The sequence below is a fragment of the Paludibacterium purpuratum genome (assembly GCF_004363805.1).
GTDB lineage: Bacteria > Pseudomonadota > Gammaproteobacteria > Burkholderiales > Chromobacteriaceae > Paludibacterium > Paludibacterium purpuratum.
This window is the reverse complement of the sequence record NZ_SNZP01000007.1, coordinates 110,435-130,665: the sequence shown is the minus strand read 5'-3', so window position 1 is coordinate 130,665 and position 20,231 is coordinate 110,435. Positions and strand designations below refer to the sequence as shown.

At 58.5% G+C, this 20,231-nt stretch carries 18 protein-coding genes and 1 pseudogene; 8 read left to right on the top strand and 11 right to left on the bottom strand.

Features of this window, described 5'->3' with window-relative positions:
• Window positions 1-6 precede the first annotated feature (6 nt).
• From DFP86_RS10035 to DFP86_RS10020, 4 genes are read right to left on the bottom strand one after another with little or no spacing between them, the layout of a single operon-like run.
• Window positions 7-1,134 carry an ABC transporter permease gene (locus DFP86_RS10035; RefSeq protein WP_133680750.1) on the bottom strand — a complete coding sequence of 376 codons (1,128 nt, stop codon included), beginning with the start codon at window positions 1,132-1,134 and terminating at the stop codon, window positions 7-9.
• Window positions 1,131-2,876, bottom strand: coding sequence for an ATP-binding cassette domain-containing protein (locus DFP86_RS10030; protein ID WP_133680748.1), 1,746 nt, complete (start codon window positions 2,874-2,876; stop codon window positions 1,131-1,133). Before DFP86_RS10030 ends, DFP86_RS10035 begins: the two co-directional genes overlap by 4 nt.
• A gap of 1 nt (window position 2,877) precedes the next feature.
• Complete coding sequence (gene hlyD, locus DFP86_RS10025) at window positions 2,878-3,867, bottom strand: secretion protein HlyD (RefSeq protein WP_133680746.1); 990 nt, start codon at window positions 3,865-3,867, stop codon at window positions 2,878-2,880.
• Between the two features lie 14 nt (window positions 3,868-3,881).
• A complete protein-coding gene (locus DFP86_RS10020) occupies window positions 3,882-4,502 on the bottom strand; it encodes a TetR/AcrR family transcriptional regulator (RefSeq protein ID WP_208108297.1) in 621 nt (206 codons plus the stop codon).
• A 190-nt stretch (window positions 4,503-4,692) separates the two neighbouring features.
• Between DFP86_RS10020 and DFP86_RS10015 the strand changes: the two genes are divergently transcribed.
• Complete coding sequence (locus tag DFP86_RS10015) at window positions 4,693-6,252, top strand: GGDEF domain-containing protein (RefSeq protein ID WP_133680742.1); 1,560 nt, start codon at window positions 4,693-4,695, stop codon at window positions 6,250-6,252.
• Window positions 6,253-6,265: 13 nt separating this feature from the next.
• On the opposite strand, the gene DFP86_RS10010 is transcribed toward DFP86_RS10015, so the two are convergent.
• Window positions 6,266-6,844 (bottom strand): HD domain-containing protein, encoded by a 579-nt coding sequence (locus DFP86_RS10010; protein WP_133680740.1) that lies wholly within the window; start codon window positions 6,842-6,844, stop codon window positions 6,266-6,268.
• A gap of 558 nt (window positions 6,845-7,402) precedes the next feature.
• Between DFP86_RS10010 and DFP86_RS19850 the strand changes: the two are divergent.
• The 5 genes and pseudogenes from DFP86_RS19850 to DFP86_RS09990 all read left to right on the top strand — a co-directional run.
• A pseudogene (locus DFP86_RS19850) lies at window positions 7,403-7,684 on the top strand (methyl-accepting chemotaxis protein); the annotation flags it as partial.
• A gap of 33 nt (window positions 7,685-7,717) precedes the next feature.
• Window positions 7,718-8,098 carry a CZB domain-containing protein gene (locus tag DFP86_RS19845; RefSeq protein WP_424991627.1) on the top strand — a complete coding sequence of 127 codons (381 nt, stop codon included), beginning with the start codon at window positions 7,718-7,720 and terminating at the stop codon, window positions 8,096-8,098.
• 279 nt (window positions 8,099-8,377) lie between these two features.
• On the top strand, window positions 8,378-11,215 hold the full coding sequence (locus tag DFP86_RS10000) for a ribonucleoside-diphosphate reductase subunit alpha (RefSeq protein ID WP_133680736.1): 2,838 nt from the start codon (window positions 8,378-8,380) through the stop codon (window positions 11,213-11,215).
• A gap of 146 nt (window positions 11,216-11,361) precedes the next feature.
• Window positions 11,362-11,559 (top strand): hypothetical protein, encoded by a 198-nt coding sequence (locus tag DFP86_RS09995; RefSeq protein WP_133680734.1) that lies wholly within the window; start codon window positions 11,362-11,364, stop codon window positions 11,557-11,559.
• A 103-nt stretch (window positions 11,560-11,662) separates the two neighbouring features.
• Window positions 11,663-12,724, top strand: a complete 1,062-nt coding sequence (locus tag DFP86_RS09990) for a ribonucleotide-diphosphate reductase subunit beta (protein WP_133680732.1) — start codon at window positions 11,663-11,665, stop codon at window positions 12,722-12,724.
• A 249-nt stretch (window positions 12,725-12,973) separates the two neighbouring features.
• On the opposite strand, the gene DFP86_RS09985 is transcribed toward DFP86_RS09990, so the two are convergent.
• The 5 genes from DFP86_RS09985 to DFP86_RS09960 all read right to left on the bottom strand — a co-directional run bounded on the left by DFP86_RS09985 (window position 12,974) and on the right by DFP86_RS09960 (window position 17,262).
• Entirely contained in the window at window positions 12,974-13,543 is a 570-nt protein-coding gene (locus DFP86_RS09985; RefSeq protein ID WP_133680730.1) for a hypothetical protein, read from the bottom strand.
• A gap of 90 nt (window positions 13,544-13,633) precedes the next feature.
• A complete protein-coding gene (locus DFP86_RS09980) occupies window positions 13,634-13,954 on the bottom strand; it encodes a hypothetical protein (protein ID WP_208108296.1) in 321 nt (106 codons plus the stop codon).
• Between the two features lie 122 nt (window positions 13,955-14,076).
• Entirely contained in the window at window positions 14,077-14,463 is a 387-nt protein-coding gene (locus DFP86_RS09975) for a DMP19 family protein (protein ID WP_133680728.1), read from the bottom strand.
• A gap of 289 nt (window positions 14,464-14,752) precedes the next feature.
• Window positions 14,753-15,547, bottom strand: a complete 795-nt coding sequence (locus DFP86_RS09970) for a hypothetical protein (protein WP_133680726.1) — start codon at window positions 15,545-15,547, stop codon at window positions 14,753-14,755.
• Between the two features lie 845 nt (window positions 15,548-16,392).
• On the bottom strand, window positions 16,393-17,262 hold the full coding sequence (locus DFP86_RS09960; RefSeq protein WP_208108295.1) for a hypothetical protein: 870 nt from the start codon (window positions 17,260-17,262) through the stop codon (window positions 16,393-16,395).
• Between the two features lie 129 nt (window positions 17,263-17,391).
• Between DFP86_RS09960 and DFP86_RS09955 the strand changes: the two genes are divergently transcribed.
• Both DFP86_RS09955 and DFP86_RS09950 read left to right on the top strand, forming a co-directional pair.
• Window positions 17,392-17,937, top strand: coding sequence for a DUF2628 domain-containing protein (locus DFP86_RS09955; RefSeq protein ID WP_133680720.1), 546 nt, complete (start codon window positions 17,392-17,394; stop codon window positions 17,935-17,937).
• Between the two features lie 114 nt (window positions 17,938-18,051).
• Complete coding sequence (locus tag DFP86_RS09950; RefSeq protein ID WP_133680718.1) at window positions 18,052-19,764, top strand: sialidase family protein; 1,713 nt, start codon at window positions 18,052-18,054, stop codon at window positions 19,762-19,764.
• Between the two features lie 126 nt (window positions 19,765-19,890).
• Here the strand turns inward: DFP86_RS09950 and DFP86_RS19840 are convergent, their stop codons facing one another.
• Entirely contained in the window at window positions 19,891-20,166 is a 276-nt protein-coding gene (locus tag DFP86_RS19840; protein WP_133680716.1) for a barstar family protein, read from the bottom strand.
• Window positions 20,167-20,231: the final 65 nt, after the last annotated feature.

Genomic DNA, 20,231 nt, shown 5'->3' with positions numbered 1-20,231 from the left:
CCGCTCCTAGTCCAAGCGCCGCGAGGTTTTCAGCGCCGTCAGCCCGAGCCAGAACAACGCCGAGACCAACAAAAACGCCATCTGGCGCCACAGCACCGGCCAGATCTGCCCCGCCTGGAACAAGGTTTGCAATGCACTGACGAAATAACGCGCGGGAATCAGATAGGTCACGGCGCGCACCGGCGCCGGCATGCTGGCGATCTCGAAGGCGAAGCCCGACAGCATGGTCGCCGGCAGAAAAGCGGCATTGAGCGCCGCCTGCGCCGCGTTGAACTGATTGCGCGTCAGCGTCGAAATCAATAGCCCCAACCCCAGCGCGCTACCGAGAAACAGGCTGGTCACCGCCAACAACACCGCCAGCGAACCGTGAAACGGCACACCCAGCACCCACACCGTCACCGCCAGGCAAATCAGCATCGACACCACGCCCAGCAGGTAATACGGCAAGATTTTCGACAACAGCAGTTCGGCCTTGGTCACCGGCGTCGACAGCAAGGCCTCCATCGTGCCGCGCTCCCACTCGCGCGCCACCACCAGCGACGTCAGCAACGCACCGATGATGGTCATGATCACCGCGATCGAGCCAGGCACCAGGTAATTGCGGCTGACCGTGGATGGGTTGAACCAGTAGCGCGGCGTCAGTTCGATCGGCGTCGCCACCGCGCCCCCCGTCGCCCGCGCCCGCTCGTTTTGCCACACCAGCCAGGCCCCCTGCACATAAGCGGCGACGAAGTTGGCGGTATTCGGCTCGGCGCCATCGGTCAACAGCGACACCGGCGCGGTCGCGTTGCCGGCCGCCAGCCGGCGGGCGAAATCCGGCGCCAGCACCACCACGCCGCGCACCTTGCCGGCACGCAGCCACTCGATCATTTCGCGCCGCGAATGGCCATGCACCGCGTCGATATACGGCGAGCCGTACAGCGCCTCGGCGAAAGCCTGCGACTCGGCGTTGGCATCCTCGTTGACGATGCCGATGCGCATACGGCTGGCATCGAGACTGACGCCAAAGCCGAAGATGAACAACAACAGCACCGGCAGGATGAAGGCGATCAGCACGCTACTCGGATCGCGCACGATCTGGTAGCTTTCCTTGCGGCACAGCGCCCACAGCCTACGCCAGGACAATCCGCTCATAACGCCCCCTCGCGCGCCGCGTCGCTCTCGGCCACCAGTTTGATGAAGGCATCCTCCATGGTCGGGTCCGGCAGTTCGGCGCTAGCCGCGCGCGCCTTCAATTCATCCGGCGAGCCCGCGGCGATCATCTGCCCGCGATAGACCAGCGCGATACGGTCGCAATACTCGGCCTCGTCCATGAAGTGCGTGGTCACCATCACCGTCACCCCCTTTTCCACCAGCCCGTTGATGTGGGTCCAGAATTCGCGACGGGTCACCGGGTCGACCCCCGAGGTCGGCTCGTCGAGAAACAGGATCGCCGGCTCGTGCATCAGCGCGCAGGCCAGCGCCAGGCGCTGCTTGAATCCCAACGGCAAATCGTTGGGCACGGTATCCAAATACGGCCCGAGCGCAAACACCCGCACCATCTCGTCGATCTTGGCGCGCTGCACTTCGCCGCGCAGACCGTACACCCCCGAGAAAAAGCGCAGATTGGCCGCCACCGAAAGCTTGCCGTACAGCGAGAACTTCTGCGCCATATAGCCCAACTGCTGCCGGGCCTGGCTCGCGCTGCGTTTTAGGTCGATGCCCATCACCCGCGCATCGCCCGCCGACGGCGTCAGCAAACCGCACATCATCTTAAAGGTGGTGGATTTACCGGCGCCGTTGGGGCCGAGCAAGCCAAAGATCTCGCCGCGCGCAACCTGGAACGTCACATGGTCGGTCGCGGTGAAATCGCCGAAGGTACGCGTCAGTCCGCGCGCCTCGATGATCGCATCGGCCGACACGCCGTCCGGCAGCCGGATCGAAGGCATGACCTGCGCCAGCACCGACTCGCCGCCCGGGCCGCCGCCGAGTAAATCGATAAAGGCATCCTCCAGCCGCGGCGTCACCTCGACCAACTGCGCCTCGGCCCCCGCCATGAGGCTGGCCAAGTCCGGCCACTGCCCCGCCTCGCGCAATACCAGCCGAACGTTGCGCCCCTGGATCACGCCATCGATCACCTGGCTGTCGCGCAAAGCGCGCGTCAGCACCTGGCGCCGGTTACCCTCGATCGCGCGCAACTGCACGCTTCGACCGGCCATACGCCGCGCCAGCTCCGCCGGCGTGCCGTCGTAAGCCATCCGACCGCCATTCATCAGCCGCACTTCGTGGCACAACTCGGCCTCGTCCAGGTACGAGGTGCTCCACACCACCGCCATGCCGTCGTCCGCCAGCGTATTGACCATGCGCCACAGTTCGCGGCGCGAAATCGGGTCCACGCCGACGCTCGGCTCGTCCAGCAGCAACACCTTCGGCTGCCCCAACAGGGCGCAGGCCAAGCCCAGCTTCTGTTTCATGCCGCCCGACAACTTGCCGGCCGGCCGGCCGGTAAAGCGCGCCAAATCGGTAAAGGCCAGCAACTGCTCGAAACTCGCCGTGCGCGCCGCCCCGGTCACGTCGCGCAGATCGGCGTACAGCACCAGGTTCTCCAGTACCGTCAAATCCTCGTACAAACCAAACTTCTGCGGCATGTAGCCGACCACCTGGTGCAAATCGCGCGCCGAGCGCACCGGATCGAAACCGGCCACGCGCAAGCTGCCGGCCGTGGGCGCCAACAGACCGGCGAACATCCGCATCAGCGTGGTCTTGCCGGCACCGTCCGGCCCCACCAGACCGGTGATACGTCCCGCGCGCAGCACGGTCGACAAAGCCGACACCGCCGGCTCGGCCAAGCCGGCGAAGCGCTTCTCCAGGCCTTCGGCCACAATCATGTCGTCCATCTCAGCGGCCATCGGCCAAGCGCACGGTCACCGGCATGCCCTGGCGTAAACCGGTATCCGGATCGCTCACCACCACGCGCAGCCGATACACCAGGCCGGTGCGCAGATCCGGCGTTTCCACGTTCTTCGGCGTGAATTCGGCGCTCGGAGACACGTAGCCGATCACCCCGCGGTAGGGACGATCCGCCCGGCCATCGGTCACCACCTTGACCGCCGTACCCGGCGCCACGCGCCCTAGATCCGGTTCCGCCACGTAGGCACGCACCCAGACCGGGTGGCCCAGCGACAAGGTGAACAAGGTCGAACCGGCCGCCAGGATCGTACCGGGCTCGGCCGCACGCGTCAGCACCACGCCGCCTTGCGGGGCCTTGAGCTGGGTATCGCTGCGCTGCAGCCGCGCACTGGCCAACAACGCCTCGGCCTGCTTGAGCGCGGCCTGAGCCGCATCGCGATCCTCCTGCCGATAGCCGCGCCGGTATTGCGCATACTGGGCCTGCGCCGCCGCCAATTGCGCCCGCGCCTGATCGCGCGCGGACAGCGCGTCATCGTAATTGCGCGCCGCTGCTGCCCCCGTGCCGCGCAAGGCCTGTTGCCGAGCGAGCGCCGCTTCGGCGTCCTGCCATGCCGCTTGGCGCTGCGTCACCGCCGCCGCCGCTTGCGCCACTTCCTCCTGCCGATAACCGGCCTTCATCTGCGCCACGCGCGCCTGCGCCGCCGCCACATTGGCCTCGGCCTCGGCCTCGGCATGCCGATACGGCTCCTCGTCCAGCCGAGCCAACACCGCGCCGGCCGGCACCGCATCGCCTTCGTCGAAGGCCAGCGATTGCAGCCGGCCTGCCACGCGGAAGCCCAGGTTCACCTGGCGGATATCGACGTTGCCGTATAACACCAACGGCTCGGGCGGCCGGCTCGCCGCCCATACCGCCCATAACGTTCCCGCCGCCAACAGCGCCACCGCCCCCACCGCCAGCTTGCGCACCTTTTTTTCCATCTCGTTTTGCCCCCTTATGGCTGCAAACCCTTCAATGCCCAATCGAGACGCTGCTCGATGGCCGCGCCATCCAGCGCGAACTGCGCCTCGATACGCACCCACGCCTCGGGCAACGCCGGCATGCCGGCGAGCATCTGCGCCAATAGCAGCGGCCCGCCCAGCGTGGCCATGATGAACATCATTTGATGCAGCGGATCGGCCCGCACCAACACGCCCGCCGCCTGCGCCTCGCGAATCACCTGCAGCAATAACAGCGGGTGACGGGCTTCCATCGTATGCACGAACGCAATCGCCGCCGGCTCGCCGGCCGCCACATCCTGCAAGAGATGCGCCACGAACGCCCGGTGCTCGACCATGAACCCCACCAACTGCAGCAACATGGCTCTCAGTCGCGAGAGCGGCGGTTCGCCCTCCTCCTGATGCCACTGCAGTTGCGCAAACAAGGGCTGGTACCAAGTCTCGATCAGCTCGGACAAAAAGGCATCGCGACTGCCGAAGTGGTAGACGAACCCACCGGGATTGACACCGGCGCGCGCCGCCAAGCCGCGCACGGTCAAACCGCGCAAGCCCCCTTCGCGCGCCATTTGCATGCCGACGCCCAGCAGTAGCTGTCGAGTCGACGATGTGCGATTCACGTTTGTCATACCCATAGTTTATACGCTCGTATAAATTGCGCAAGGGGGATTTTAAATCAGGATTCCACCGCTTTGACCGCCATTTGCAATCGCCACCTTGAGACCCGAACAAAAATGCAAATACCGGCTAAAAAATCCATGCCCATGGGATATAATCCACTGAATAATATATAAATTTGCAAACAATCAAGTGAGCTCTCCCTTGCTGGTATTCGACATTCCAACCATTGCCTCCCTCGCGGTGGTCGGCAGCCTGGTCTTTTCCGCCTGCTCGTTCGGCGCCTGGCGCCACATGCCGGAAGAACCCTGTCTACGCGACTGGGGCATCGGGCTGGCCTTTCTGTTCCTGGGCGCCTTAGAGCTGTTCTTGCGCACGCCCGCCAGCGCCGCATGGACGATTCCGCTCGGCAATGGACTGTTCGCGATCGGCGATAGCTGGAAGCTGATGGCACTGCGCCGTCTGATGCGCCTGCCACGGCGACACGACGAGCGCTGGCTACCGCTGGCCGCCTTTGCGCTGGTCGCCGTGCCGTGCTGGTGGTACACCGACATCCAGCCCTCGCTCAACGCGCGCCTGATCTGGGTATCGTTGGTCATGGGCATCTGGTACGTCGCCTATGCCTGGACCTTGGCGCAACACCACGACCGGCAACTCGCCGGTTGGCTGCGCCTGACCATCGCCATCCAGTTAGGCGGCCTGGCGCTCTTTCTCGCACGCGCCTGGGTCGCGCCGACGGCGCTGGTCAGCCCGGACTACAGCAAAACTTCAAGCCTATTGATCGCCGCACCGGGCTACTACGGCCTGCTGTTCAATATCTGGATGTCGCTAACCATGATCCTGGTCATCACTTCGCGCATGCACGACCGCGTGGTCGAGACCCTGGGCTTCAACCGCGAAATCCTGGCCAACTCGCCGCTGGCCACCGCCGTCTACCGCGCCGACGGCCAGTGCGCGCTGGTCAACGATGCCTATGCCCAATTGGTAGAAACACCGCGCGCCGAACTGCTGCAACAAAACTTCCACCACCTGGCCCACTGGCGCGACGCCGGACTGTTCGCCGCCTGCACCCAGGCGCTGAATAGCCGACAAAGCGGTCGATGCGAATTTCACACCACCACGCCATCCGGCCACCAAATTTGGCTCGACTGCCGCATCCACCCCTCATCGATCCTCGGTACAACCCACCTGCTGCTGCAGTTCAACGACCTGACCGAACGCAAGCGGCTGGAAGACCAACTGCGCCAGATGGCCTTCCACGACCCGCTGACCATGCTGCCCAACCGGCGACTGTTGATGGACCGTATCTTGCAGGCGCAACACGGCAGCGAGCGACAATCGAACCACGCCGCGCTGTTGTTCATCGATCTGGATAAATTCAAGCAATTGAACGACTGCCATGGACATGGCATCGGCGACAAACTATTGGTCGCTCTGGCGCAAAGCCTGAGTCAGGCCGTACGCAAGAGCGACACCGTCGCGCGCCTGGGCGGCGACGAATTCGTGGTCATGCTGGAGAACCTGGGGGCGAGTGTCGAACAGGCCTTGTCGCACGCACAGGATATGGCCACGGTCATTCACCAGGCCATCAACCGCGACTACCGGCTGGACGGCGTCGACTACCGCGCATCGGCCAGCATCGGCATCCGCGTGTTCAACGGCACGCGGGAAACGCCGGAGGCGCTACTGCAAGATGCCGATAGCGCCATGTACCAATCGAAGCTCAACATGAGCATGCCGCGCTTCTTCTGAGCCGTGCCGGGCGCTACGCGCCGAACAACCCTTGCTCGCGCGCCGCATCCAACTTTTCCTTCATATATGCCCACAGCGCCGGGCAGCCTTCGTTGATCGGCGCCGACAAGCGATTGATCACCTGTTCGTAGCGAATGCCGTTTTCGCGCCAGCTTTGACCGTTATTGGCCAAATTGAGTAGGCAAGGCATCGCCCGGTCGGCGGCGTTGGCGAACTTGGCCTCGGCGGTCTCGCCGGCTTCGAATTCTTGCCACAGCGCCAAAAGCGCCTCGGCCCGATGCGCCGGCAACAAGCCGAAAATACGCCGCACCGCCTTTAGCTCCTCCGCCTTGCGCTCTTCCCAGCCGCCCTCGGCATACACAATGGTGTCGCCGGTGTCGATTTCGCCGATATCGTGCACCAGCAACAGCATGATCACATGGTCGATCTCGACCGGCTCGGCCGCGTAATCGGCCAAGGACCAAGCCAAGAGTGCGATCTGCCAGCTGTGCTCGGCCGAATTCTCCAGGCGCGTCAGCCCGAGCGGACGTGTCTTGCGCGTCACGCCCTTCAACTTGTCGAGCTCAAGAATAAAATCAATGATTTGCTGCATCATGGCTCCTACGACAAAAACATAATGCTAACACAACGACCTATTTGATTCAGTTAGCATTTAAAATACCCTTTCTTTAAAAAAGGGATTTCCACATAATAGCGGCAACGCCCGCACTACCCCGGCTTCACGCCCGGCGGACAACAACCAAAAAAGGAATCAGGCATGTTTGGCAAGGGAAGGCAAATCGAGGCATTGCAAACGCGCATTGCCGAGCTGGAAAACAATAACCAGGCGCTGCGCCAGCAACTGGCCGCCGCCGACAAGAGCGCCGAATTCGCGGCACTGCGCAAGGAACTGACCTTTTTCAGCGAACGCCGCGAGAGCTATGTCGGCACCTTCGATCAATCGCTGCATTCGGCGGAAATCCTGCGTGACTCGGTGGCCCGGCTCGCCGCCACGCTCGACAAGGAATACCACACCGCCAGCGATTCCCTGACCCAGCTCTCCCATGTGCGTCAAGCCATCGAATCGATGCTGTCCGCCTTCAGCCAAGTGACCCAGCACCAGCAAACCACCGCCAGCTCCATGGATGTGCTGGCGCAAAAGAGCGGCGAGATCGTCGGCTTCGTCAAGCTGATCCGCGAAATCGCCGACCAGACCAATCTGCTGGCGCTCAATGCCGCCATCGAGGCGGCACGCGCCGGCGAACAGGGCCGCGGCTTCGCCGTCGTCGCCGACGAAGTGCGCAAGCTGGCCGAGCGCACCGCCCAGGCGACCGGCGAAATCGCCACCCTGGTTGGCGGCATCGAGAGCGCCTCGAAAAGCACCAAGGACCAAGTCAACGCCTCGGCCGAGAACGCCACGCACTTTCTCGACGAAGCCCAGCGCACCTCGAAGGAAATCCGTCAGTTGGCCGACAACGCCGAGGAAATGGCCAATACCATCGGCAACAGCGCCCACATGAGCTTCATCGAAACCGTCAAGTTCGACCACTTGGTATTCAAGCTCGACATCTACAAGGCGCTGCTCGGCTTGCAGACCCTGAGCCCGAACCAGATCGCCGGCCATACCGACTGCCGCCTCGGCAAGTGGCACGCCGAAGGGCGCGGCGCCAGCACCTACCGCAACCACCCGCGCTACAAGGACCTGGAGCTGCCGCACAGCTTAGTTCACGAAGCCGGCCGCAAGGTGGTGGAGGCCTTCGCGCGCGAAGACTTCGCCGCGGTGCGCACCGAACTCGGCGTCATGGAACAGGCATCCGGCCGCGTCGCGGACATCCTGGACAGCTTCGAATCCAAAGTCGGCACCTGACCCCTCCCCTCAGGGCGCCGGCCACGCCGGCGCCCGCTCGCATACCCCGCCTCGCCACCATATCTACCCACCCGGCAAAGCCTTACCACAAGGGCTTGTGTCGCACACAAACAAAAAACCCATTGTCAAGACTTGAATCCACCGATTGCAACCACTAGAATTTGCGTCACACAAGGCACATAACAATACATCTTGTGTTGCAAACTCGGTGCGCCACCGATTGGCTTTCCGTTCGGCCCGCGCAACAAAGCAGAAACCATCAGAATCGACGAGGACAACATGTCATCGACCCCGAATGAAGCCCCCAACGCCGAGGCGCGCGCACCCGCCTTCGGCACGCCGGACTACAGTGCCTGGCAAACCATCCGCCGCAATGGCGACGTCGTACCGTTCGAACCCGTCAAGATCTCCGTGGCCATGAGCAAGGCCTTCCTGGCCGCGCTTGGCCAGCACGCCGCCGGCTCGGCCAGCCTGCGCGACAAGGTCGCCGCGCACACCGACGCCGTGGTCGGCGCCCTCATGCGCCGCAAACCCGATGGCGGCGCCATCCACATCGAGGAAATCCAGGATCAGGTCGAGCTGTCGCTGATGCGCGCCGGCGAACACGACGTCGCCCGCGCCTACGTGCTCTATCGCGAAGAGCGTGCGCGCGAACGCGCCGCGCGCGCCGAAGAGCACCACCACGACATCCGCGTCGTCGATCGGCACGGACAACGCCAGCCGCTCAACCTGACGGCACTGCGCGTCACCATCGGCGCGGCCTGCAAGGGCCTGCCGCTGGCCGACGTCGAGGCGATCCTGGCCGAAACCCTGAAGAACCTGTACGACGGCGTCGGCGAAGACGAAGTCGGCAAATCGTCGATCCTGGCCGCGCGCGCCTTGATCGAGCGCGACCCATGTTACGACCTGGTCACCGCTCGCCTGCTGTTGGGCACCATCCGCCAGGAAATCGTCGGCGAGGCCGTGGCGCAACAAGACATGGCCGCCTGCTATCCGAGCTACTTCGCCCGCTTCATCGCCCAGGGCATCCAGGCCGAATTGCTCGACGCCCGGCTGGGCGAATTCGACTTGCCGCGCCTGGCCGCGGCGCTTGACGCCGAGCGCGACCTGCAGTTCGGCTACCTCGGTCTGCAAACCCTATTCGACCGCTACTTCCTACACATCGACGGTCGTCGCATCGAAATGCCGCAGGCCTTCTTCATGCGCGTCGCCATGGGACTGGCGATCAACGAGCCGGAACGCGAAGCCCGTGCCATCGACTTCTATAACGTGCTGTCGAGCTTCGACTTCATGTCCTCCACGCCGACCTTGTTCAACGCCGGCACGCGTAGAAGCCAGCTCTCCAGTTGCTACCTGACCACGGTGGCCGACGACCTGGACGGCATTTACGAAGCGATCAAGGAAAACGCCCTGTTGTCCAAATTCGCCGGCGGACTCGGCAACGACTGGACCCCGGTACGCGCCATGGGCTCGCACATCAAGGGTACCAACGGCAAGTCGCAAGGCGTGGTCCCCTTCCTCAAGGTGGTCAACGACACCGCCGTGGCCGTCAACCAGGGCGGCAAGCGCAAGGGCGCGGTGTGCGCCTACCTGGAAACCTGGCACGCCGACATCGAGGAATTCCTCGAACTGCGCAAGAACACCGGCGACGACCGCCGCCGCACCCACGACATGAACACCGCCAACTGGATTCCAGACCTGTTCATGAAGCGCGTGCACGAGGGCGGCGATTGGACGCTGTTCTCGCCGTCCGAATGCATCGACCTGCACGATCTGTACGGCACCGCGTTCGACAAGCGCTACCGCGAATACGAAGCCATGGCCGACCAAGGTCTGCTGAAAGTGTTCAAGCGCGCACCGGCGCTGTCGCTATGGCGCAAGATGCTGACCATGCTGTTCGAAACCGGGCACCCGTGGATCACCTTCAAAGACCCGTGCAATATCCGCAGCCCGCAGCGCCACATCGGCGTGGTGCACAGCTCCAACCTGTGCACCGAGATCACGCTGAACACCAACGACGAAGAAATCGCCGTGTGCAACCTGGGTTCGGTCAACCTGGCGCGCCACATGAAAGACGGCGAGCTGGATAGCGACAAGCTCAAGCGCACCATCTCGGTGGCCATGCGCATGCTCGACAACGTCATCGACATCAACTTCTACCCGGTGAAGAAGGCGGCCAACTCGAATCTCAAACACCGCCCGGTCGGCATGGGCATCATGGGCTTCCAAGACTGCCTGCACATGATGCGCGTCCCCTACGCCTCGCAAACCGCCGTCGACTTCGCCGACCGCGCCATGGAGCTGATCGCCTACCACGCCTATTGGGCGTCGAGCGAGCTGGCCGAAGAACGCGGCCGCTACCCCTCGTACAGCGGCAGCCTGTGGGACCAAGGCATCCTGCCGCAAGACAGCATCCGACTACTGGCCGAGGAACGCGGCGGCCACCTGGAAATGGACCAAAGCGCCGCCCTCGACTGGACCCCGCTGCGCCAGCGCATCAAGCAGCACGGCATGCGCAACGCCAACTGCCTGGCCATCGCCCCGACCGCGACCATCGCCAACATCATCGGCGTATCGGCCTCGATCGAACCGACCTACCAGAACCTGTTCGTCAAATCCAACTTGTCCGGCGAATTCACCGTCACCAACGAATACCTGGTGCGCGACCTGAAACAGCACGACCTGTGGGACGAAGTCATGGTCTCCGACCTGAAGTACTTCGACGGCAGCCTGGGCCGCATCGACCGCGTACCGCAAGCATTGCGCGAGCTCTACGCCACCGCTTTCGAGATCGACCCGAAATGGCTGGTCGAAGCCGCGGCGCGTCGGCAGAAATGGATCGACCAGGCGCAGTCGCTCAACCTGTACATGGCCGGCGCATCGGGCAAGAAACTGGACGAACTCTACCGCCTGGCCTGGCTGCGCGGACTGAAGACCACCTATTACCTGCGCACCCTGGCGGCCTCCTCCGGCGAAAAATCCACCGGACGCGGCGGCGAACTCAACGCCGTACCGGTGGCGGGCGGGGTGCAACAGGCGGTCACCGCCATGGCGGAACCGGCAACCGACGCCAAGTTCTGCTCGATTGACAACCCAGACTGCGAAGCCTGCCAGTAGGCAGGCGTAGCAGGTTGGGTTGATGCGAAGCAACAACCCAGATGGGCCGAAAGGCCCAAGACCCGCAGGGTCAGCGAAGCCTGCCAGTAAGTGAACTTGCCGGCCCGGTGCTTTGCGTGCCCGGCCATTTTGAGAAAGGAATCAAGATGAGTGCATCCGTCTATCTGGCGTGCCACAACGCCACCCGTGGTGTCGCCAACAACACGGCGCGCTTGACGTTCGACGCCCCCGGCCCCGACACGCCGCGCGCCTTGGATGGCGGCATTCTGATTCTCGGCAAGACCAGCGTGCCGCTTTACGCCATCCGGCAGCAGGAGCCGGAAGACGTCGGCACACCCGCCTGACCCAATCGGTCCGGCAAAAGCACTCCCCCGACTGGGCGAGCCCTTCCACGGCTCGCCCGGGGCGGTGTCACCCTAAAACACCAATAACATCAACGAGAAACCCATGCTGAACTTCAACGACACCGTCGAAACACCGAGTGCGCCCGCCGCCAGCCGCGTCAACGTGGTCGACAAGCGCATCATCAACGGCACCACCGACGTCAACCAACTGGTACCGTTCAAATACAAATGGGCCTGGGAAAAGTATCTGTCGCAGTGCGCCAACCACTGGATGCCGCAGGAAATCAATATGCAGCGCGACATCGAGCAGTGGAAAACCGGCCAACTGTCGGATGACGAAATGCGCATCGTCAAGCGCAACCTGGGCTTTTTCGTGACCGCGGACAGCCTGGCCGCCAATAACATCGTGCTCGGCACCTACCGCCAGATCACCGCGCCGGAATGCCGCCAATTCCTGCTGCGCCAGGCATTCGACGAAGCCATCCATACCCACGCCTACCAATACATCGTCGAAAGCCTGGGACTGGACGAAGGCGAAGTCTTCAATGCCTACCACGAAATCTCGTCGATCAGCGCCAAGGACGACTTCCTGATTCCGTTCATCGACGTGCTGACCGACCCGCAATTCAAAACCGGCACCACCGCCAACGACCAGAAGCTGCTCAAGTCGCTGATCGTCTTCGCCTGCATCATGGAAGGGCTGTTCTTCTATGTCGGCTTCGTGCAGATCCTGGCGCTCGGCCGACAAAACAAAATGCCCGGCGCCGCCGAGCAATACCAATACATCCTGCGCGACGAGTCGATGCACTGCAATTTCGGCATCGACCTGATCAACACCATCAAGCTGGAAAACCCGCAACTGTGGACCGAGTCGTTCAAGGCCGAGCTGAACGAGCTGTTCTATCGCGCGGTCGACCTGGAATACGCCTACGCCGAAGACACCATGCCGCGCGGCGTACTCGGCCTCAACGCCGCCATGTTCAAGGAATACCTGCGCTTCATCGCCAACCGCCGCATGACGCAAATCGGCCTGGATCCGCTATTCCCCGGCGCCGACAACCCGTTCCCGTGGATGAGCGAAATGGTCGATCTGAAAAAAGAGAAGAACTTCTTCGAAACACGGGTCACCGAGTATCAGACCGGCGGGGCGTTGAGCTGGGATTGAGGTGGCGAGGCCAACGCATGAAATCTTGCTTGGCAACATGAGAAAGGCCCTGCTTTTGCAGGGCCCTTCTCATTGCATAACGAACAGGCGTGAACTGTTTCGAGAGCTGTTGACACTTCGGACACTCACACTGAGACCGGTTCAATGGACTCGGGGCTAGCGCCGGAGTGGCGGCTCATCGGCCGAAGCTGACAGTCGTTACATTGCTATTGTGTGGCTGGTTCACACCGAATTTCGGACACTCCCGAGTTAGGCAGTGCTCCACATCCGATTGTTTTCAACGACGAATGAGCCGAATAGGCCCTCACACACCCAACCGTCCGGTGCGAGCACGGCGACCCCCTGTCCTAAGACTGCGACGGCATGGTGAAGTGCTGAAACTGGGGACAAAGCCGGTGGTAAAGAAAGTCCCTCAACCACTGTGCTTCGCGATGCCTCGATATTGGCGATGTCATCGGCTCCCTCTTGCTTAATATATGAAGCTGATCGTTCCATTTCATCGAGGCGACCACCTCCGGAGAATTTGAGCAGATCGGGCCAACTGGGATAGGCGATGACAAGCTGAAGAAACTCTGTCAGTGACGCAGCGACTACTCCGGCTTGTCCTTCAGAAGTCACATAGAGGATCAAACCGCTAGCATTACCAAACAGAAATACACCGCCCGCACCATCGCCTGCGAACGGGGAGAATTTTTCTTCAGCCTGCACCCTAAACCAAAGATGCACATCGCAAGGGCGGGAAAATTCAATGCCGAATGAATTGGCCAAAATTTCAACAATGTGTGGTTGTTCGGTGATACACCGTAATGTTTCTTCCATGATGCCTAACGTTTGACGTGAGGGGCGGCTGGAGCCAAAGGCGAAGGGAACCGCAAGCATAGCTTGCGGACGTCGCTCTCGACGGAGTTGTTAGAGCGCACTGCCTTGTGCCTCGGCTTTGAAGGCCAACCATTCCACCCAAACATTTTCAGGATCAATATCCCGATAGCCACGCTTCTCATCCATTTCCACCTTGGCTGTGAGCGGAAGCATGATGCAAACCGCCTTGTCTCGGATCTCAATCACCTCGGACTCGGAAAGCGGTGACCCCTTTTGCTTTTCCAAATTGAGCAGCAAAACACCGAGTGCTGGAATGGGAACAGGAATCAAGGGGTCATCATTGGCAGGTGAAGAAGCCCGAGCATCCTCCGGGGGAGACGTTTTGCCGAAAAGCCTGGAGAGGAGTGACATTGTGTGAATGATCTCTCGTAATAGTGGAATGCTCGTGTACGTCCTAATGCAGCACTAACCAGTGCTGTGTGGCCTTATCACGTAGTGTCCAGCGACCGAAGGGAGCGAGGTTGAACGCCATGTTAGAGCGCATGATTGCATAGTGCATAAAGTTCCGTGACGACTGGCAATTGGTACTTGTACCAGAGATTCTCTGCGTCTGCACCTTGCTGGACGAAGGCTTGGTATGCGTCTTCACTACTGTCGATAAACGCGCCTACTTCGGCAGCGAACAACCGGAAGGAGGAAAGATTGGCGAAGTTTGCAGCTGCTACGCAACGTTGCCATTGAGCTGGGCCTCGGTTACCAAAATATTGCGAAAGACCACCATTCCTTGTCTCTGTGTCCAAGAGCCAGATTTCATAAATGATTTGCTCTGATGGTGATAGTGATGCAGCGTCAACTTGACGCTTGGCAACAACGACGGCCCCAGCTTCGGTAAGCCAATCTTCAAGGTGCATTGACAGCATATGGTTGTGCTCTAACGTTCGACGTAAAGCGCCTGCCGAAGGCAGGCCCCCTGGATGAAGGGGCTATTTACAGGAATAGTAAGAGTAAATGGCTGCCATGCGTGGAGCAGCCCAATAATTTAGGAGTTGCGCCAGCCGCACTCTTGACCGTCATTCTGAGAGCATCTCTTACCTACGGCCGCTTTGTGGCAATTTCCCCAGAGCCGCTCCTGGCCGATAACTGTCATGTTAGTACAAGAGAATGATGATCTACTTTGGCCGAGAATCGACCCTAGAAAAGTCTCTACCATCAATTCGGCCGGAGCGGTCTATCACCCCGCCTGCCCTGAACGTCCGTTCCCAGCTTGCCTCTAGGCTTTGCACTTCCAGCCATTTCAACTGCAGCAAGGAAATCCACGCATTCTTCAGGCTTGATGATTGATACGTACTTAGTTGAATTAGTACCTGCTAGTGAAGCCTGCTGCCACGCTAGCGGGATCTCTCTCCCAACCCAGCACCGAAACGCGATGCCAGCAAGCAAAAATCCATGTAACCAGCCCTTGTTCGTCTTCGTCGAAGCTGGCTCAGAAACCCAGCCTCGGGCATCAAAGCTGGTCGAGTGCTCGAAGATCCCAATAGAAATAGCTGCCTCGGGAGGGAATTGTGCCGCTCCAAGCAGGTATTGTCGAAACTTCGCTTCATAAGGTCCGAGTTTGCAGCCCCCAGCCATCACGCATCCGCGCCACAATACGCTAGCCGCGAAATACACGATCTGTTCACTGTCCACATCCATATTTAGGGACGCTATTACTTTCCTCGGCATGTTGAGTCGCGTGACTTTACTGAGAAGCCTGATTTGCACATTGTCCGGCTTTGTAAGCTCTGCCACATAATCCTCACGCGTGGAAAATCGTTGTTCGCAGTCCGTACAGAGGAGGTAACTGGTAGTCTGTTTATTGGAAAGGGCGGCGTTGCCATCAGCAATACAAACTGGTGCTTTCGTGTCCTCCACAATGTTGCAAACTCTTCTGTAAGCCCACTTCGGGATCAGGTGGCTGTTCTGCAGATCAGCATTTTTCTGGCAAAGAGCGCAGATACCAATCACGTTCAGGACTTTCGCTAATTCGATGATGACAATATCATTTTACTGCATTAATTTTGAAAAGATAACAAATACCAGCCATAAATAGAAGAGAACTGGTGTTTTTGGTAGAATTCGGCAACGTCTACTCTCGGCCAGAAGCAGTCGTAACAAGGATATTGAATCTCCATATGCAACAATCAATTACGCTAAATATACCTTTTGACTCTCCGCCGAAAGACTGGAAAATAATAAGCAAAATATATCCACAACTAGACGGATGGATAGATGGTGCAGAATGGCCTTGCTGGTATGGGCGTGAAGATGATTCTAGATACATTTTCGTCTCATCAGAACCAAGCGGTCTTGTTTTTCAAGGCAACATCGAATATGGACTCTGGGTTGGCTGGACAAGCGTCTTGTGCGCCAAATTATCTTTAGCGTTAGGTCGAGAAATTCACGACGCAGAGATGTAAGAGCCAATGTCAACTACGAGTCGTTTGGTACCTATTTCAGTGGAAAGGCTGCCTCATGACAAATAAATCTGGCGGTCAAAGCTTGACGCGGATTCTTGCTGCGATTGAAGGCTTTTTCGTCACCTATGGCACGTCGGGGTTTCACCAATATCCGCGACGAGACCGAGGCAAGACGGCTGGTTGCAGACTTGATGCGCACGTTCGGGGCAGACCGGATGGAGAACCGATCAGGCCGAAGCGCTGCCACCAATATTTGATGCTGGCATACTCAGTGATGGACAGAAAGGATGTTTGACTTATTTTGACGGCAATTCGGCGGCGAGGTCCTCTTGTGGGTGAAGCTTTGGATTTACCCACAACAAGAAAGCCCCACCCCCGAATCTATTAACGCGGCTACTTCGTTGGCTGCGGTGTTTTTACTGCGGTCGTGGTTTTGTCATTGGCAGGCGTATCGAATAACATGCCAACTTGCATAGGCAACGTCAATGCATCGATTATCAAAGTAAACGGCACGGCGTTATATTTATCATAAGGAGAGCCACGCATCACATCTTTATACTCAACCCTGATTAGGCTCAGTACTCGTTGTTGCTTGAAGCGCTGCCGTAAATCCGAGAGATTTTTTGCTGGCGGCGCCACAAAACCATCAAGCTCAATGAACTTGGCTGGAAAATACTCATCATCCGAGTTTAATGGATTAAATTCATTGTCGCGACTTCTTTGGAAAACCTCTTGCTCTGCCGGCGTGAGCTGATCAAAACTCTTCCGATACGAAACGAACAGATTGGCCTGGAAAATCCCTTCTGGCGCCGCCTTATCAAAACGAAGGTAAATTGGGCTTTCACTTGTTGCCGTGACAGCATTTAACATGATTAATTTAGTATCAAGGCGCGCTAATAGCGCCATTATTTCTTCACCACCACGCGTCACTACGTAGTTGTGCTTCTGCCCCACAACGATCAAGGCATTTGGATATTGCTTTTGGAGCTGCGCATTATCTGGCTTGCCAAAGCCAAGCATCACATCAGTACCCAGATCCTCTATCTTTTTCGTCTCGGTATGATCATATACAGGTCCAGTATCTGGGCTACTTATAACATACCGGGTGAACATACATCCCGAACAGCTCAACACTAAAATCAATGCAAAAGATGCGAGACAAAATCGTTTTAGAACAACCCAACCAGACTTCATAATAGCTCCAGGGATAATTTTATGTATCGGCAACACAACAGACTGGGGATCCGTCCAGGGACCAAACATTGTCTGAGCCTTACGCAAGAATGCGAATACCTATAATCCATTGGACATGATAACATATATGAAAATCACATAAGGCTGATATGCGTAACAGTCGTCAGCCACCACCTTCGCACAGTGAGCCAATAAATCATGGATACCCCGACTCAAGCTTTGCCGCCGGAAGACGCCGACTGGTGCAACTATCTGTTTTCTTACAGCCACTCCAAACACTACGTCGACTGCTGGCCCCAGGCTTCTGGACCAAAGGGGCGCCGGCCGCGCTTTCACTGGTACGCTTTTGTGTTCAGCGATCTGTGGTTGCTCTATCGCAAGCAATATCGACTGGCACTGATGTACTGGGTGATTTACCTGGTGACCTACGCGCTACTGCTGGGCCTGTTGGCCATCTTGCCGCCCCTACAGTTTCTGGCAGAGCCGGTACAGGAGCACGCCCCCCAGTTTTCTTGGCAGGCGACACTGCTGGCTGGCCTGACGATGCGCCTACTGTTGGGCGGCTTTGCCTATCGACTGTACTTGCGGCAAGCCAGTGCCACTATTCGGAAACTGCAAACACGCGTCAGTAATCCGGAAGACCTCAATAGCCAGCTTTTCCTCAAAGGAGGAGTCAGCATGCCGGCCTTGGCGCTGGGCATGATCCTGCATATGGCGCTAAACCTAATGGCGGCGTTGGTGTGAAGGTCGCGTAGCGGGAACAGATCATTTTTATTGCCGACTCAACAAGCCTTTTGTCATCAAAAACCAGAATGACTTGATTCTACCAACGATGAAAAACGCTTAAAATAATGATAATTGAATGTTAAAATTGTTGTCAGCAATATAAATATTTATACGGCCCTCGGTGCCCTTATAACTATTCCGCGCCACGGATTTTCTCGACTTACAAATTCTGATCAGCTCACTACTTCAACTGCAAATTTTATGCCCCGATTTCAAAACGTCTCCCATCAAAGTTGCACCATCTACCGCAAAATCTCATTCCATGTATTTTTTGCGGCATTTTGGATGATTCTGTTGAGTGGCTGTGCTGCCACTACTGCCATTGACCCGACCAATGCTGCCGTTCCAGCAGGACACGGGTTATTGGTAGCGCGAATACTCACCAACAATCCTGTTGTGCCGATAGACTTCAGTCATTCAACCCTATCCTTGAAGGAAAGTCAGACGGGAGAAAAGTTTGAGATGTCGAGCAAGACAACGGCGGGAGATGCCGAAGCCCTGTTCTTCGCGGCGCTACCATCCGGACATTATCAGCTGACCCATCTCGTCGCGCCACAAGGTGGCAATACGATCACGGCGCCACTCGACGAGCTAACGAAGGGCTTCGACATAACAGCCGGGCATGTTACCGATATCGGCGCGCTAGTAATGGCCTTTGATTCGGTTGGGCCGCGAAGCGGCTCATATCGTATCTCGGTCATATCGAACGAGAATGACACAAAGGTCATTCTTAAAATGATTCCTTCGAACGTGCTGACCAATCTTTCCGATACGCACCCGGAGCAAAGAGACATTTCACTTGATCCGGTCAGCAACCAGCATGAGCTTTCCCTTGCAAAGAGAAGATCCGCGGTCATTGTTCAATCGCAGCCGGTCGAAGGGCAGACCGTCGCTTTCGGACGAGCGCTCGGCATTGTCAGCCTTTGGAGCCCGGACACTCAGCAATGGAAGACCCTGGATACCGGATCAAGCTTCAATGTGCGCAGCGTGAGCCTTCTGAGGGACGGCACTCTATTGGTCGGATGCGAACACGGGCTTGTTTTTAACGTAGGCAAGAATGGCGAAGTCCGGCCGATCACACCTCCGGCAGAGGGGACTGTTCTCTTTGCGGGCCAGGGAAAGGACGACGAGTATCTTGTTGTATTGCGCAATAAGCAGGTAATAACCATATCCGGCTCAAGGGGCCTTGCTCCCGCCAACTGGCATGAACTGAAGCGCTTTGAGTTGGAATACGGCAACAGCCTGCATTCATCCGTGCAAACAGGCATTGCGAACGATCGGCTGGTCCTGATCGTTGGCGCACTGGGCTTTACTGCCTCGACAACGATTCACAGCATGGAACTGGGTTCGCACACTTGGGTCGACAATCCCACTGACCTCACTTCTCTCGTCGTTCCGACGTTCAGCATCCTGGGTGACGGAACACTTCTGACATCATCGGGAACTGCATTCACCAGAAAACTGCACCGATCAGCCGATTTCGGAAAAAGCTGGAAATCCACGCCGATCGAGAATTGGATGACGACCGTTATTCCGAGGAATTTGCAAACCATATATGTGCCGCGTATCGATCATATCGGCCTATTCGAAAAGGATTCCACCGTGTCACTCATGAAATCGGATGATGGTGGCAATTCCTGGTCGCCACAGGGCGAGTTGCCCAAATTCATGACGGATCTGTATGTCTTGCCCAGAATGGGATGGCTCGCAGTCAAGACACAGGTAGGCGATTTGTACCTCAGCAGTGACGACGGCAAGACATGGCGCTTTTCACCGATGAGGTAACCGGCTTTGGGTTATGGGGCCAGGTCTCAATACTGTTCGGTTAACCTAACAACAGACCGGGTGACCTGACTGGTTTTATCGAACCATAAGCCTCGAAAAATTCACACGCACGCACGCCCGCGGCGATTAATCAAAAGTGACTTTTATGACGGTTGACCGGCTTGCAATGTCATGTAACGCCTTGAGAAAACAACCACTGCGAAACACCTGCAAGTGCCTTGTATTGATGAATTGAAGTTCGCACTCGCCAGGCCATCCTGGGCCACCATACAGGCTATCCCAGAATGCATCGAGGTTGCATCCAAAGTAGCCTGCACCGTTAGGCTCGGCCGTTGCCACATACGTCGCCCAGAAGTCGGCTTCGGACTGAACAGAGAGGCAATCCACAACAATGGTTCGCATACCTTCTAGTCTACCTGAAAGCCACCGGTTGCGCGTAGTGGGGCCGAGCCATCAGCCTATCTCGC